The 14,404-nt window shown below is 71.6% G+C and carries 4 protein-coding genes; 1 reads left to right on the top strand and 3 read right to left on the bottom strand.

The genetic code is table 11. The features are described from left to right. Positions 1-26 precede the first annotated feature (26 nt). Positions 27-935, bottom strand: a complete 909-nt coding sequence (locus tag ACFWI4_RS36330; protein ID WP_387205311.1) for a LysR family transcriptional regulator — start codon at positions 933-935, stop codon at positions 27-29. Between the two features lie 104 nt (positions 936-1,039). On the opposite strand from ACFWI4_RS36330, the gene ACFWI4_RS36325 reads away from it, so the two are divergent. Beyond that, a complete protein-coding gene (locus ACFWI4_RS36325) occupies positions 1,040-1,462 on the top strand; it encodes a tautomerase family protein (protein WP_385396291.1) in 423 nt (140 codons plus the stop codon). A 45-nt stretch (positions 1,463-1,507) separates the two neighbouring features. Here the strand turns inward: ACFWI4_RS36325 and ACFWI4_RS36320 are convergent, their stop codons facing one another. Together ACFWI4_RS36320 and ACFWI4_RS36315 are read right to left on the bottom strand one after the other, a co-directional pair. After that, positions 1,508-12,835: an amino acid adenylation domain-containing protein gene (locus ACFWI4_RS36320; RefSeq protein ID WP_387205309.1), complete on the bottom strand. Its 11,328-nt coding sequence runs from the start codon at positions 12,833-12,835 to the stop codon at positions 1,508-1,510. Positions 12,836-13,303: 468 nt separating this feature from the next. Beyond that, the gene (locus tag ACFWI4_RS36315; RefSeq protein ID WP_387205307.1) at positions 13,304-14,119 is read right to left on the bottom strand and encodes a hypothetical protein; all 816 of its coding nucleotides are present in this window, start codon (positions 14,117-14,119) and stop codon (positions 13,304-13,306) included. Between the last annotated feature and the right edge of the window lie 285 nt (positions 14,120-14,404).

The following is a 14,404-nucleotide window of genomic DNA, read 5'->3' as shown; positions in this document are numbered from 1 at the left end:
GCCGGTCAGTGACCCAGGGCGCGGGGTCAGTCGGCGAGGTCGGCGGCGTGTCCGCGGAGGGCGTGGAGTACGGCGTCCACCGGTGGCGTGGTGGGGCCTGGCAGCCGTACGAGGCTGACGCGGCGCCGTTCCTCGGGCAGGCCGGTGACCGTGACCAGCCGGATTCCGGGCGGGGTCACGGACCTCAGGGTGGCGGGGACCGTCGTGACACCGGCGCCGGCGGCGACCAGATGGAGTTTCGTGAGCCAGTCGCGGGCGGCGTGATGGACCCGGGGCCGGCCGGGGAGGCCGGGCCAGACGCCGAGCAGCGGATCGCCGGTGCCGGACGGACCGGCGATCCACGTCACGTCGGCGAGTTCCTGGGCCGTGACGGCCGCCCGGTCGGCGAGGGGGCCGTCGGCCCGCACCGCCAGGACCAGCCGGTCCTCCAGCAGCGGTTCGACGTGAAGGGCCGGATCGTCGGTGTCGGGGGAACGGTGAGGCGGCCGTGAGGAGAGCAGGGCCACGTCGAGGGTCCCGGCGCGCAGGGCTCTCACCAGGGACGGGGTGGTTCCCTCCCGGGTGGTGAGCCGGACGCGGGGGTGCTCCCGGCCCAGGGTCGCCAGCGCGCGGGCCACCAGCACCGGTCCGGCCGCGGGGAAGTGACCGAGCCGCACACCGCCCGAGTCGTCGTCCGCGCCGTGCAGTTCGCGGTCGGCCGCGTCCAGCGCGTCCAGGGCGGTGACCGCGTGGCGGAGCAGGGCACGGCCCGCCGCGGTCAGTCGCACACCGCCGGGAGAACGGTCGAACAGCCGGGCGCCGACGGCCTGTTCCAGTCCGGCCACCTGCCGGGAGACCGCCGATTGCGTATAGCCCAACTCCCGGGCCGCCCCGGTGAACGTGCCCCGCTCGGCCACCACACGCAGCACCCGCAGCCCGACGACCGTCACATCCATGAGCGAAGAGCATATCCACTATGCGTGACATTCGTTGGCCGCATGCCCTTGGCCGCTTCTACGGTGACCGGACAGGACCGGACCGGAAATGAGCTGAGGTCACCATGCCGCTGATCAATGTCCATCTGCGCCAGGGCACCACTCCCGAGCACCGTCGTGACGTCTCCTCCGCGCTGCACAAGGCCATGGTCGACGTCCTGAAGATCCCGCAGGACGACCAGTTCCACGTCTTCCACGAGGTCACGCCCGACAACTTCGTCATACAGCCGGTCGTGTTCGGCCTGCCGCGGAGCGAGCGGGCCATGTTCATCCAGCTGACCTTCAACCAGCGCACCGCCGAGCAGAAGAACGAACTGTTCCGTGCGATCGTCGACAACCTCCGGCGGTTCGCGGGCGTCCCCGAGGAGGACGTCATGATCATGGTCTTGGAGACGGCCCGCGAGAACTGGTGGGCCGCGGGCCGCGTCGTCGATCCCGGCACCGGCTACGACGCCCGCATGACCCACGTCGGACCCGGTCCGAACTGAGCGACACGCGGCACGCGTCCGACCGGCGCCGCGTGAACTGCCCGTTCACTCCGCCAGTTTGCGAGCGACGACCTCCATGATCTGGCCCGCCGGCCTGGGCATGTGCAGATCGTGGTGCGAGGCGTCCACGTCGTACTCCTCAAGGGAACCGAGGACGTACGGGCGCCAGCCGGGCCCGTACGACGTAAGACCGTCGGTCTTGTCGGCCTTCGCGTTGAAGTAGAGCAGGTCACCGCGGTACACCGGTGAGGCGAAGACGGCCATCTTGTTCAGGTTGTTGGCACCGACCTTGGACATGTCCTCCAGGAAGCCGTCCAGATTGCCGGTGTTCATGTACTGGCCGAAGACCTCCTCGACGTCCCCCCGGTACTCCGCCGCCGTCCGGCCGATCACCTGCTTGAACGGGCTGTCCGGTGCGGTCGTCGCCGGCGGGGCGTCCAGGACGGCGACGAGGCCGACGCGGTGACCGCGCCGTTCCAGCTCCGCCGCGGCGGCGTGCACGACCGGGCCTCCGAAGGACCAGCCGATCAGGTGGTACGGGCCTTCCGGCTGGACGGCGAGGATCTGATCGAGGTAGTCGTCGATCATCTCCTCCACCGAACCCGCCGGCGGATCAATGCCGTTGGAGCCGCGGGACTGCAACGCGTAGGCCGCCCGGTCCTTCACGTACGCCGCGAAGGTGAAGAACGCCCAGCCCAGGCCGCCGCCTCCGTGGAAGAACCACAACGGCGGCTCGCCCGTGCCCGGATCCCTGTTCAGCGGCAGCACGACCCCGTACGAGTCGTTCTGGTCGTCCGGAGTGCCGCCGACGATCACCAGCCCGCCGAGCTCGGCCACCGTGGGGTAGTCGGTGATCGTCTTCAGGGACAGGTCGACCCCGAACTCCGCGAGGATGCGGGAGCAGAGGCGAGCGGCCAGGGTTTCATCGCCGCCGAGCCCGAAGAAGTCGTCGTCGATACCGACCTTCTCCCGCCCGAGCAAGTCGCAGAAGAGGGCGCACAGTTTCTCTTCGTGCGCGTTGCGCGGACGGCGGGTGCCCGCGCCCACCTCGATCTCACTGACCGGCGCATCCGGATCCGCCGCGAGTTGCTCAAGCACCGCTGCGAAACCGGCGGCCACGGCCTCGGCCGTCTCGCGGTCGAACAGCGCGGTGGCGTACAGGAGGTCGCCCCGCAGTGCTCCCGTGCCGTCCTCGGCGATGCTGAACGACATGTCCGCCTGGGCGGTCGCCGTGAGGTGCTGCTCGAACTCCACACCGAGGCCGCGGAGTTCGAGTTCGCGGTGCTCGAAGTTCTGCCAGGCCAGCATGACCTGGAACAGCGGCTGGTAGGCCGCGGAGCGCTCCAGGTCGAGCGCCTCGACCAGCATCTCGAACGGCAGGTCCTGGTGTTCGTAGGCCGCGAGTGCCTTCTCCCGCACCCGCGCGAGCAGATCCGCGATCGACGGGTCGCCCGAGAGGTCGACCCGCAGCACCAGAGTGTTGACGAAGAATCCGACCATGTCGGCCAGGCCGTCGTCGGTGCGTCCGGCGATCGGGCTGCCGATCGTCACGTCCTCTCCGCCGCCCAGCCGGCTCAGCAGCACCCCCAGAGCCGCGTGCATGACCATCGACATGGTCAGCCCGCGCTCGTCGGCCAGCCTCCGCAGTCCGGCCGCCACTTCTCGGCCCACCGCGATCTCGACCAGGTCGCCGTCCGAACTCCTCACCGCGGGCCTCGGACGGTCCAGCGGCAGGTTCAACGGCTGGGCCACTCCGCGCAGTTCCTCGCGCCAGTACGCGGTCTGCTCGGCCGCCGGGCCGGTCGGGTCCGTCATGTCCCCCAGCAGCTCGCGCTGCCACAGCGCGTAGTCCGCGTACTGCGCGGCCAACGGCTCCCACCGCGGCGCCCGCCCGTCCAGGCGTGCGGAGTAGGCCTCGGCCAGGTCGCGGGCCAGCGGCGCTCCCGAGCTTCCGTCCGTGGCGATGTGGTGGATGACGAGCACCAGCACGTGCTCCTCGAGGGAGCGGCGCAACAGCGTGGCCCGCAAGGGGACTTCGGCCGCCAGGTCGAACCAGTGTCCGGTGGCCTCGTCGATCGCGCGGGACTCGTCCTCCGGCGTCACGTCGATCACCGGCATCCGCACCGGCGCCTCGTCCACCGACAGGATTCTCGGCCGGGGCTCCCCGTCGGCGTCCGTCACATACGTGGTCCGCAGGATCTCGTGCCGGGCGACCACGTCACCGATCGCGGCGGACAGGGCGGCCTCGTCCAGTGGCCCGGTCAGCCGGAACGCTGGGGAAATGTTGTAGGTCGCCGCACCGCGCTCCAGTTGGTGCAGGATCCACATGCGGCGCTGCGCGAAGGACAGCGGGATCTCGCCGTCGTCCTTGGTGCGATCACGCGGCTCGAACCGTGGGCGACGGGGTGTGGCCGCCTTCCTCGACCACTCGGCGAACGCGGCCACCGTCGGCAGGTCGAAGATCTTGCGGATCGGGATCTCGATGCCCATCTCGGCACGGGCGCGGTTGATCAGCCTCGTCGCCAGGAGCGAGTGCCCGCCGAGCGCGAAGAAGTCGTCGTCGATGCCGACCCGTTCCAGGCCGAGCAATTCGCCGAAGAGAGCGCACAGTTTCTCTTCATGGGAGTCGCGTGGCGCCCGGCTGGTCACGGTGGTCGTGTGCTTCGCGGGCAGGGCTCGCCGGTCGATCTTTCCGGCCGGGTTGAGCGGGAGCCGCGAGAGCGGGACGAAGGCGGCCGGGACCATGTAGTCCGGAAGGCGTCCGCGGACGTAGGCGGGCAGCTCGGCCAGCAGCGGACCGATCGCCGAGGCGAGCGCGGGGCTGTTCACCCGGATCCGGTCCGCAGGACCACCGGGCACGAACCCTCCTGAGACAGCTCTCCGTCCATCGCGCAGTCCGTCTCGCGGCCCGTCTCGCAGTCCGTCTCGCAGTCCGGTCTCCCGTTCGGGCAGGAGAATCGCGTCGAAGCAGTGGACGGCCCCGCCCGACCAGGTGAGAACGGCCTCCAGACCCCGTTGCCGCGCCCATACCGCGACCTCCTCCGGATCGAGCGGAGCGCCCGACGGCTGGGACGGCACACCTGACCGGTCGAACCGCACGCCGGAAGAGGCGGCCGCGCCCCTGGTGCCGATGGGGGCCGAGGCGGCGGTCTCCGCGGTCAGCCGCGCGTTGGGTATCCCGGTCACGCGCACCGCGCCGCCGTCCGCCCGCGCCACACAGCCGGCGAGGCTCGTCAGCCCGGACATCTCCCGGCCCCACCTCAGCGCGGGCACACCCGACAGGTCCAGGACGTCGGCCGGCTCCTTGTGCAGGACGACCTCGTAACGGTGCCGGGTCAGCTCATTGTGCGCCGCTCCCGCCTTGAGCCGGATGTCCACACCTCCGGCGTGCTCACCCGCCCAGTCGGCGAACCACTCCGGAGCCACCACCAACTCCCGTTCGGCGAGCAGCGCCTGTTCCACCAGAGCCCGCATCTCGTCCGAGGAGGCGTGCGGATGCGCCGTGCGCTGCACCGCCGCGGCCAGGATCCGCAGGGTGCCGGCGTTGCGCACGTCCCCGACGATCAGCCGGCCACCCGGGGACAGGAGTTGCATGGCCTGTCGCAGCACCCGGTCCAGGTACTCGGCGCTCGGGAAGTACTGCGCCACCGAGTTGAGCACCACGGTGTCGAAAGTGCCGAGCGGCAGGCCGGTGAGGTCGTCGGCCGCCTGGGCGCCGAGTCGGACCCGGTCACCGTGGCCCGCCGCCTCGACCTGGGCCCGGACCCGCTCGACGACCGTGGGCGAGAGGTCGGTGGCCCAGTATTCCTCCACCTCGTCGACGATCTTCGCCAGCAGCAGGCCGGAGCCCACACCGATCTCCAGCACCCGTCGCGGCGCGTGGCGCAGCACCTGGGCCACCGCCGCGTCCCGCCACTCCCGCATCTGCTCCAGCGGAATCCGCTCACCGGTGTAGCTGGAGTTCCACCCCTGGAAGTCCTCACCCAACACCCCTTCGGCCGAGGCGGTGTAGGTGTCGTCATAGACGTGACGCCACTCCTCCACCTGGGCGCTGGTGTCGGTGACGGCGGTGTCGGGATCGGGTTCGACGTAGGCGACCAGCCGCTGGTCGCCCTTCTGATCCTCCCGGACCACCACAGCAGCCTGGGCCACCGAGGGATGCCCGCTGAGCACGTGCTCGATCTCGCCGAGTTCGATGCGGAAGCCGCGGACCTTGACCTGGGAGTCGGTGCGGCCCAGGTATTCGACCTGGCCGTCCTTGTTCCACTTCACCAGGTCACCGGTGCGGTACATGCGGGCCCCGGCCGGGCCGAACGGGCAGGCGACGAAGCGTTCCGAGGTCAGGCCGGTCTGGCGGAGGTAGCCGCGGGCCAGGCAGGTCCCGGCCAGATAGAGCTCGCCCGCGACGCCGGGGGCGACCGGGCGCAGGGCCTGGTCGAGGATGTAGACCTGGTTGTTCCAGATGGGGGTGCCGATGGGGACGCGGTCGGCGCCGGGGACGTGCTGCCAGCCGGTGACCTCGACGGTCGCCTCGGTCGGCCCGTACAGGTTGTTCGCCGAGCAGCCGGGCAGCAGCTCGGTGAAGCGGTTGGCGAGGGCGGCGGGGAAGGCCTCGGCGGCGACCTCGATCCAGCGCAGGCTGGAGCAGTGCGCGGCGGTGGGTTCGGTGACGAACGCGGACAGCAGGGAGGGCACGAAGAACGCGGCGGTCACCTGCTCGCGCTGGATCAGCTCGGCCAGATACGCCGGATCACGGCGGCCCTCCGCACTGGCCACCACGACCGAGGCACCGGTCTGGAGGTTGGAGAACATCTCCGGCACCGAGGCGTCGAAACTCGCCGACGTACTCATCAGCATCCGGTCCTCGACCGTGACGGCGAAGTGCTCCAGACCCCACTCGATCCGGTTCGTGATCGAACGGTGCGCCACCGGAACACCCTTGGGACCACCGGTGGAACCGGACGTGAAGATCACGTAGGCGGCGTTGTCCGGCGACAGGTTCCGCTCCGGATCGGTGTCCGGATATCCGGAGACGTCCGGCAGGGCGTCCTCGAGGAGCAGCAGCGGGTCGGCGACGGCGAGGATGTGGCGTACGCGCTCGGCGGGCAGCTCGGTGTCCAGCGGCACGTAGGCGGCGCCGGCCTTGACGATGCCGTACACCGCGACCAGCAGGTCGACCGAGCGGGGGATCTTCACCGCGACCAACTGCTCGGGCCCTGCGCCCTGTTCGATCAGCCAGTGCGCGAGCCGGTTGGCGCGGGCGTTGAACTGGGCGTAGGTCAGACTCTCGTGCTCACCGATCACCGCCACACGCTCCGGAGTGCGGGCCACCTGCGCCTCGAACGCGTCCGGCAGCGTGGTCGCGGCGACCGGGCGCGCGGTGTCGTTGACCCGCCGCACCAGCCGCTCACGCTCCTCCTCCCCCAGCACCTCGATCGCACCGATCGGAGCCCGGGGAGCCGCCGCGACCTGCTCCAGGACCCGGACGAACCGGTCGGCGATGTCGTTCGCCGCTTCCTGGTCCAGCAGGTCCTTCTGGAACTGGAGGGCCAGTTGCAGGTGCGGGTCCGCCGCCGCGGCCAGGATCACCGGGTAGTGCGAGCCCGCGAACGGGCGAAGTCCGGTGATGGCCACACCGGCCGAGGAGTTGGCCTCGCCGAGGGCCTCCCGGTCGATGGGATACGACTCGAACACGACCATGGTGTCGAACAACGCGCTCAGCCCGGCTACCTGTTGGATCTCCGCGAGGCTGTGCTGGTGATGGTCGAGCAGGGCCGCCTGCCTGCCCTGCAGATCGCCGAGCAGGTCCGCGAAGGTGTCCTGTCCCTCACAACGTACGCGGACGGGAACGGTGTTGATGAACAGCCCGACCATGTCGTCGACGTGTCCCACCTCGGGCGGACGCCCGGACACGGTGGCCCCGAAGACGACGTCGGTGCGCCCGGTGAGCCGGGCGAGGAGGACGGCCCAGGCCCCCTGCACAAGGGTGTTGAGCGTGACGCCGAGCTCCGCGGCCCGCCGGGACAGGCTCTGCATGCCCTCGAACGTCACCTCGATGGTGCCGATGCCCTCACCCATGTGCCGGGTTCCCGCGTGCGGCACGAGCAGCGTGGGTTCCTGTACGCCGTCGAGTTCGGCGGCCCACGCGCGTGCGGATTCCTCTCGGTCGTGCCGGGTGAGCCAGGTCAGGAAGTCTCCGTAGTCGCGGGCGGGGGCGAGCGCCGCAGGGTCACCGTCCGTGGCGTAGAGCCGCAACAGGTCCCGCATGATCAGAGGGGTGGACCAGCCGTCGAAGAGCACGTGGTGGGCGGTCAGCACGAGTTCGGAGCGGTCCGGTTCGAGGGCGACCAGGGCCATGCGCATCAGCGGCGGAGTGTCCGTGTCGAAGTGGGTCGTCCGGTCCTGGTCGAGGAACCGTTCCAACTCCTCGCTCCGCCGCGGCTCGTCGGCGTCGGCGAGGTCGAGGTACCGCCAGGGCAGGGGCACCGATTCCGGTATCACCTGCACGAGTTCGCCGTCGGCCCGGTCCACGAACGCGGCGCGCAGGGCGGGGTGGCGGTCCAGGAGCGCCTGCCCGGCCCGGCGCATGCGCTCCGCGTCGACCTGGCCAGACAGATGGAACACCAGTTGCATGTGATAGGCGTCGAAGTCTGATCCGGCGAGCATCGTGTGGAACAGCAGCCCGGACTGTGCGGGGGTGACCGGCCACACCTGGGCGAGCCTGCCGAAGCGGTCCTCCCAGGTGTCGATCTCGGGCTGGACGATGGTGACCAGGGGCGCGTCGCCGGGCGTCAGTCCGCCGGCGTCGTCGCCGGCGGCGTGCAGGGCCAGGGCGGTCAGCGCCCGGACCCACAGAGCGGCCAGTTCGCCGACCTCCTCGCGGGAGAGGACGCCGGTGGGGAAGCCGAAGTACGCGGTCAGCTCCTCGCCCTCCCCCGTGTCCGAGGCCACCGCGTTGATCTCCAGCGCGGACAGGACGGGCATGTCCGGGTCGGGGGCGGCGATCAGGTCGCGGTGGGGGGTGTCGGGCGTCCAGCCGAGACCCCGCAGATGCTCGGGGATGTCCGCGCCTGAGGCCTTGCCTAGGTAGTTGAACCCGACCTGCGGACGGCGTGCCCCTGCCAGCAAGGGGGCGGTGTCGGGGTTGAGGTGGGCCAGCAGGCCGTAGCCGAGTCCGGCGTCGGGTACCGCACGCAGTTGTTCCTTGACGGCCTTGACCGCCCGGCCGGCGGCCGGACCGCCCGCGAACGCGTCCGCCAGGTCGATGCCGGTGACGTCCAGGCGGACCGGGTACATGGCGGTGAACCAGCCGAGCGTGCCGGACAGGTCCGCGCCGGGCACCACGTACTCCGCACGGCCGTGGCCCTCCAGCCGGACCAGGGCCGTGTCCCCACCGCTCCCCCGGGTCCGGCGCCAGTGTGCGAGGGCCAGGGCGAGGCCGGCCAGAAGACCGTCGTCGACTCCACCGCGGAACACCGAGGGCAGCACGTCGAGCAGGATCCTGGTGACATCGGCCGGGACGCTGACGCGCACGGTGTCCACGGTGGCGGCCACATCACGCGTGAGGTCCAACTCCCATACCCCCAGTGCCGGTTCATCGCCTTCCAGGATCCTCTGCCACAGGGGCAGTTCGGCCGCGCGCCCGGGGCGGACGGCCTCCTCCGCCAGGGCGTGGGTCCAGCGGCGCAGCGACGTGCCCGTCCCGGCCGGCCGCGGGCCGCCGCCGGACCGGACCTGCTGCCAGGCGGCCACCAGGTCGGGGACCAGGATCCGCCAGGACACCCCGTCGACGACCAGGTGGTGCAGCACGATCAGCAGCCGGTCGGGCCCGCTGTCACAGGTCAGCCGCACGAACTGGGCCATCACACCCGCGTCCGGGTCGAGGCGGTCCGCGGCCGCGTCCAACTCGGCCTGCACATGGGCCTCGTGACGCGGAACCTCGTACAACAGCGCGGCGGCGTCCACTGTGCCGGGCGCCCCGATCCACAGGCCCGGCCGTTCGCGGTCGAGGCGGGAACGCAGGACGTCGTGCCGGTCCAGGACGGTCTGGAGCGTGGCGGTCAGTGCCGGGTGGTCGATGTCCTCGGGCAGGGTCAGCAGCGCGGACATGCAGAACCGGCCGACGGGGCCGCCCAGGGCGAGCACGTGGGCCGCCGTCGGTGGCAGCGGAGCCCAGCCGACGCCGCCTCCCTCCAGCTCGGCCAGCGTCACCCGCTCCTGCCCGGCCCGGCCCTCGACCAGCTCCGCGATCCGCGCGACCGTACGGTGCTCGAAGATCTCCCGCGTGCTGACCACGACACCGCGGGCCTTGGCGCGGGCCACCACCTGGATGGAACGGATGCTGTCCCCGCCTGCCGTGAAGAAGTCGTCGTCGACGCCCACTTGCCCGGGGCCGGCCCCGAGGACGTCGGCGTACACCTCGGCCAGGACCCGCTCCGCCTCACCGCTCGGGGCCCGGTACGTGGTGCCCGCGAAGGCCGGTTCGGGCAGCGCGGCCCGGTCCGGTTTCCCGCTGGGGGTCAGCGGGAGACGGTCGAGGACGACCAGTTGGGCGGGCACCATGTAGTCGGGCAGCCGCTTGGCCGCGAAGCGGCGCAGCTCCGCCACCGAGACGCCGGAGTCCAGGGCGTGGTCACCGTTCGCGGCACCGCCGCCCACCGGCACCACGTAGCCGATGAGCCGCCTGCCGCCGGAGGGGTCCTCGCGGACGGTGACGACGGCCCGGGCGACGGCGGGGTGCTGGGCGAGGACGGTCTCGATCTCGGTCGGCTCGACGCGGATGCCGTTCACCTTGACCTGGTCGTCGGCGCGTCCCTCGTGGCTCAGCCGGCCGTCGGAGTCCCAGCGAGCGAGGTCGCCCGTGCGGAGCATGCGGGTGCCGGGCGGGCCGAAGGGACAGGCGACGAAACGTTCCGCCGTCGCGGTGGCGTCGCGGTGGAAGCCGCGGGCGACCTGACCCTCCACGTACAGCTCACCGATCACGCCCGGAGCGACCGGGGCGAGCTCCGGGCCCAGGACGTGGGCGCGCACACCGGCCAGCGGTGTGCCGACCGGCACCGGCCCGGTCCCGGTCCACTCCTCCGGGACGGTGAAGCTGGAGGTGTAGAAGCTCTCCGTCTGGCCGTAGGCGTTGACGACACGGGTGCCGGGCAGGGCCCGGCGGACCCTGCGGACCAACTCGCCGGGGAGCGTCTCCCCCGCGAGGACCACGGTGACGACGTCGAGGTGCGGACCATCGCCGGTCTCGGTGGCGAGCTGGTCGAGGAGTGCGGAGAACACTGTGGGTACGGCGCTGACCGTGCTGCCGGACCAGCGGTCGCGTTCGGCGAGTTCGAGGACGTCACGGACGATCTCGACGCTCGCGCCGCGGGTCAGCGCGGTGAAGATCTCGAAGACGGAGACGTCGAAGTTCACCGAGGTCGCGGCGAGCATCCGGGAGCCCGGCTCGATGTCGAGGCGCCGGGCCAGGTCCTGCACGCCGTTGACGACGCAGGCGTGGGTGACGGCGACGCCCTTGGGGGTGCCCGTCGAGCCGGAGGTGAACATCACGTAGGCCAGGTGGTCCGGACGCACTCCGGACGTCGAGGCGTCGACGACGGGGCCGTCCAGCTCCAGATCGAGGTCCAGGTCGTCGAGGTGCAGCAGCGGGGGCCGGCAGTCGGCCACGGTCTGCGCGGTGGCGTGGTCGGTGAGCACCAGGTCCGGGCGTGCGGTGTCGAGCAGGAGGCCGACGCGCGCGGACGGGAAGGCGGGATCGACCGGCAGACAGCCGGCGCCCGCCTTGAGGACGGCCAGCAGGGCGACGGCGAGGTCGGCCGTGCGCGGGAGCGCCACGGCGACGAGGGCGTCCGGCCCCACCCCTTGTTCGCGCAGCACCGCGGCCAGCCTGCCCGCGCGGACCTCCAACTGCCCGTACGACAGCGAGGTCCGCCCGCACACCACGGCGGTCGCCTGCGGAGCCCGCGCCGCCTGGGCGGCGACCAGCTCGGGAACCGTCGCCACGGGCACCGGTGCCGTCGTCCCGTTCAGCACGTCCAGCCGGTCGCGCTCGGCCTCGGTGAGCACGTCCACGCCTCCGAGCCGCACCTCCGGATCGGCGACCACCTGCCGCAGGACCCGGACATAGCGATCGACGAGGGCCTCGGCCGTCGCGCGGTCGAACAGGTCCGTCGCGTACTCCAGGCTTCCGTACGCCCAACCGGAGGCGTCGGGGACGATGTTGAGGAACAGGTCGAACTTCGCGGTCCGTGTGCCCGGCCAGACGAGGGTGCCCCGCAGCCCGGGAAGCTCGATCTCGGGCCATACGAACTGCCAGGCGAGCATCACCTGGAAGAGCGGCTGGTAGGCGGTGGTGCGTTCCGGGTCGAGGAGCTCCACCAGATGCTCGAAGGGGACGTCCTGGTTGTCGTAGGCGCCGAGGGCGCGGTCGCGCACCTGGTTCAGGAGGTCGCCGAAGGTGGGGTTGCCGGAGAGGCCGACGCGCAGCACCCAGGTGTTGGCGAAGAACCCGATCACATCCGCGAGTTGTTCCTCTCCCCGGCCCTCGATGGGGCTGCCGATCGTCAGGTCGTTGCCCGCGCCGAGGTGGTGCAGCAGCACCGCCAGCGCGGTCTGCGCGACCATCGGAGGCGTGGCCCCGTGCTGCGCGGCCAACTTCTGCACCCTGGAGAGAAGTTCGGGCTCCAGCTCGAACAGGACCTCGGCGCCGCGATGGCTCGCCGAGCCGGGCCGGGGCCGGTCCAGCGGCAGGTGCACCGGCTGCGGCACTCCGTCGAGTTCGCGGCGCCAGTGCTCCAACTGCCCGGCGGCGACACTGTCCGGGTCGCTCACGTCGCCGAGCATCTGCTGCTGCCACAGGGTGTAGTCCTTGTACTGGACCGGCAGCGGAGCCCAGTCGGGCGCGCCGCCCCGGCCACGGGACTCGTAGGCCGCCAGCAGGTCCCGGAGGAACGGCGCCATCGACGCCCCGTCCGCCGCGACGTGGTGGAACAGGACCAGCACCACGTGTTCCTCCCTGGAGAGGCGGAACACGGTTGTCCGCAGGGGCGTTTCGCGGCCCAGTGCGAAGCATTCGCCCACGGAGCGCCGCATCGCCTCGTCCAGCGCGTCCGCGGTCACGTCGATCACCCGGAACGGCGGCGCGGCCTCCTCTGCGGGCAGGATCCGCTGCTCGGGAGTCCCGTCCTCGTTCTCGACCAGCAAGGTGCGCAGACTCTCGTGCCGCGTGACGACGTCCGCCACCGCCCGGGCCAGGACCGTCGTGTCCAACTCCCCCTCCAGGCGCAGCGCGAGGGGGATGTTGTAGGTCGCGGACGGCCCCTCGAGGCGGTGCAGGAACCACAACCGGCGCTGAGCGAAGGACAACGGGATCATCGTGCTGCTCCTCAACGTTCATCTGTCGCGGCTCGAGCCGGTTCGACCTGGCCGATTCATCGCTCCGCCGTGCTCGTCGCGGACACGGCCGACCGGCGGAACGACCACCCGGGTGACCAACCGAGAATGCCCAGCCGAACAACGAAAACGAAGCCGGGACAGCCTTTTGGCTGTCGATCGCCCCGGCGAACTGTCATCAGGGGCGGCTGAGTTGACGTAGGTCCGACCGCCCTGCAACGGAACGGGGAGGAAGCCGGCGACGGTCGGTCCGTGTCCCGGCGACAGGACGGCGACGACTCCGTGCGGGGCTTCCTGAAGCCACAGTCCTTCGCGGGTTACGGGTTGGTGCTGGGCCGCTCAACGCCCGCGAGGGCTAAGCCTGTTTCAGGGCATCCCGGCGGAAGCGGGAAGTCTTCGAACCGCTGCGCCGCCCGAGCCCCCGCCCGAACCAGCCCGCCCCCCCGGTGGTCAGGTCGCGGTGGGTGTGTGGGGCGCCGCTGCCATCTGAGCCATGGTCCGGAGTTTCGTGAAGTAAGAGGCACAGTAAGCCTCGTTGATCAGCGGGACGGTCTTGTCGAGGTCGGCGATGCGACCCCAGAGGCAGGCGACGCCCGCGTCGTCGAGTCCGCCCTCCAGCTCCGTCCGCACGAGGCCGGCGACGTCGGCGTCCAGGAGGACCAGGTCCACGCCGTCGAAGTCGACGCCGCGGAAACCGTCGGGGAACGGTGCGTGCCGGTGGTCCTCCCACAGCCGGGCGAGGCCGCCGTCCGGCTGCGCTCCGGCCGTGTCGGCGGGTGTCGCCTCCGCCGCGGACGGTGGGCGAAGCAGCAGCGAGACGGCGTCGAAGACGGCCCGCACCATGGCGACGGCCCGGAGCGGGGGGAGTGCTGCGCTGGACGCGGCGCCCTGCCCGATCCTGTCGCGCAGCAGCCGGCCGCGGTCGAGTTCGGCGGCGAGTCCGCCCGTGAAGATCCCTGCGCCGGTGGCCCGTTCGATGAGGACGTGAAGCGGTTCCTTCGCGGCCAGACGCTCGGAGAGGACCTGCTCCAGGGCGAACAGGGAATGCGTGACGGCGACGGTGGCGAACTCGTACCGGTAGTAGGAGTGCCGGATGAGCTCGCGGGAGGTCTCCAACGCGCTCATGACGTACATCGACGCGTCGCCGGGCACGTCCAGGTCGGCGACCAGGGCGTGCGTGTCGGCGAAGTCGAGCACGAGGTCGCGGACGCGCGGGTCCCGTACCGGCGGGAGGAGCGGGTCGGACGGGCGCGGCAGGGTGGTCACCGGTGCAGTCTCGTCGCCGGAACGCCGTCGTGCCATCGGATTCGCCCGGTGAGATCCGCTCCCCACCACCACAAGGCACCACCGGCCGCCGGGTCCGGCCTTGATCGGGTCGTCAGCGACATGCGAGGCGGCTCTGGGGCGGCGGTGCGGGTGAGGACGGCGCGTGTTCAAGCGGCCGCGGGCCCCCCGCCGTGGTCGGGGGGGGGCGGGAGCGGGGTCGGCGGGGGGGGGGGGAGGGGTGGCTAGAACACAACGCCCGCAGCCGCCCACTACGGCGGTGGGGCG

Origin of the sequence: Streptomyces sp. NPDC127038 (assembly GCF_042725875.1) — a bacterium.
Lineage (GTDB): Bacteria > Actinomycetota > Actinomycetes > Streptomycetales > Streptomycetaceae > Streptomyces.
Note: the sequence above shows the minus strand (reverse complement) of the source record. Positions and strands in the feature narration are given on the sequence as shown.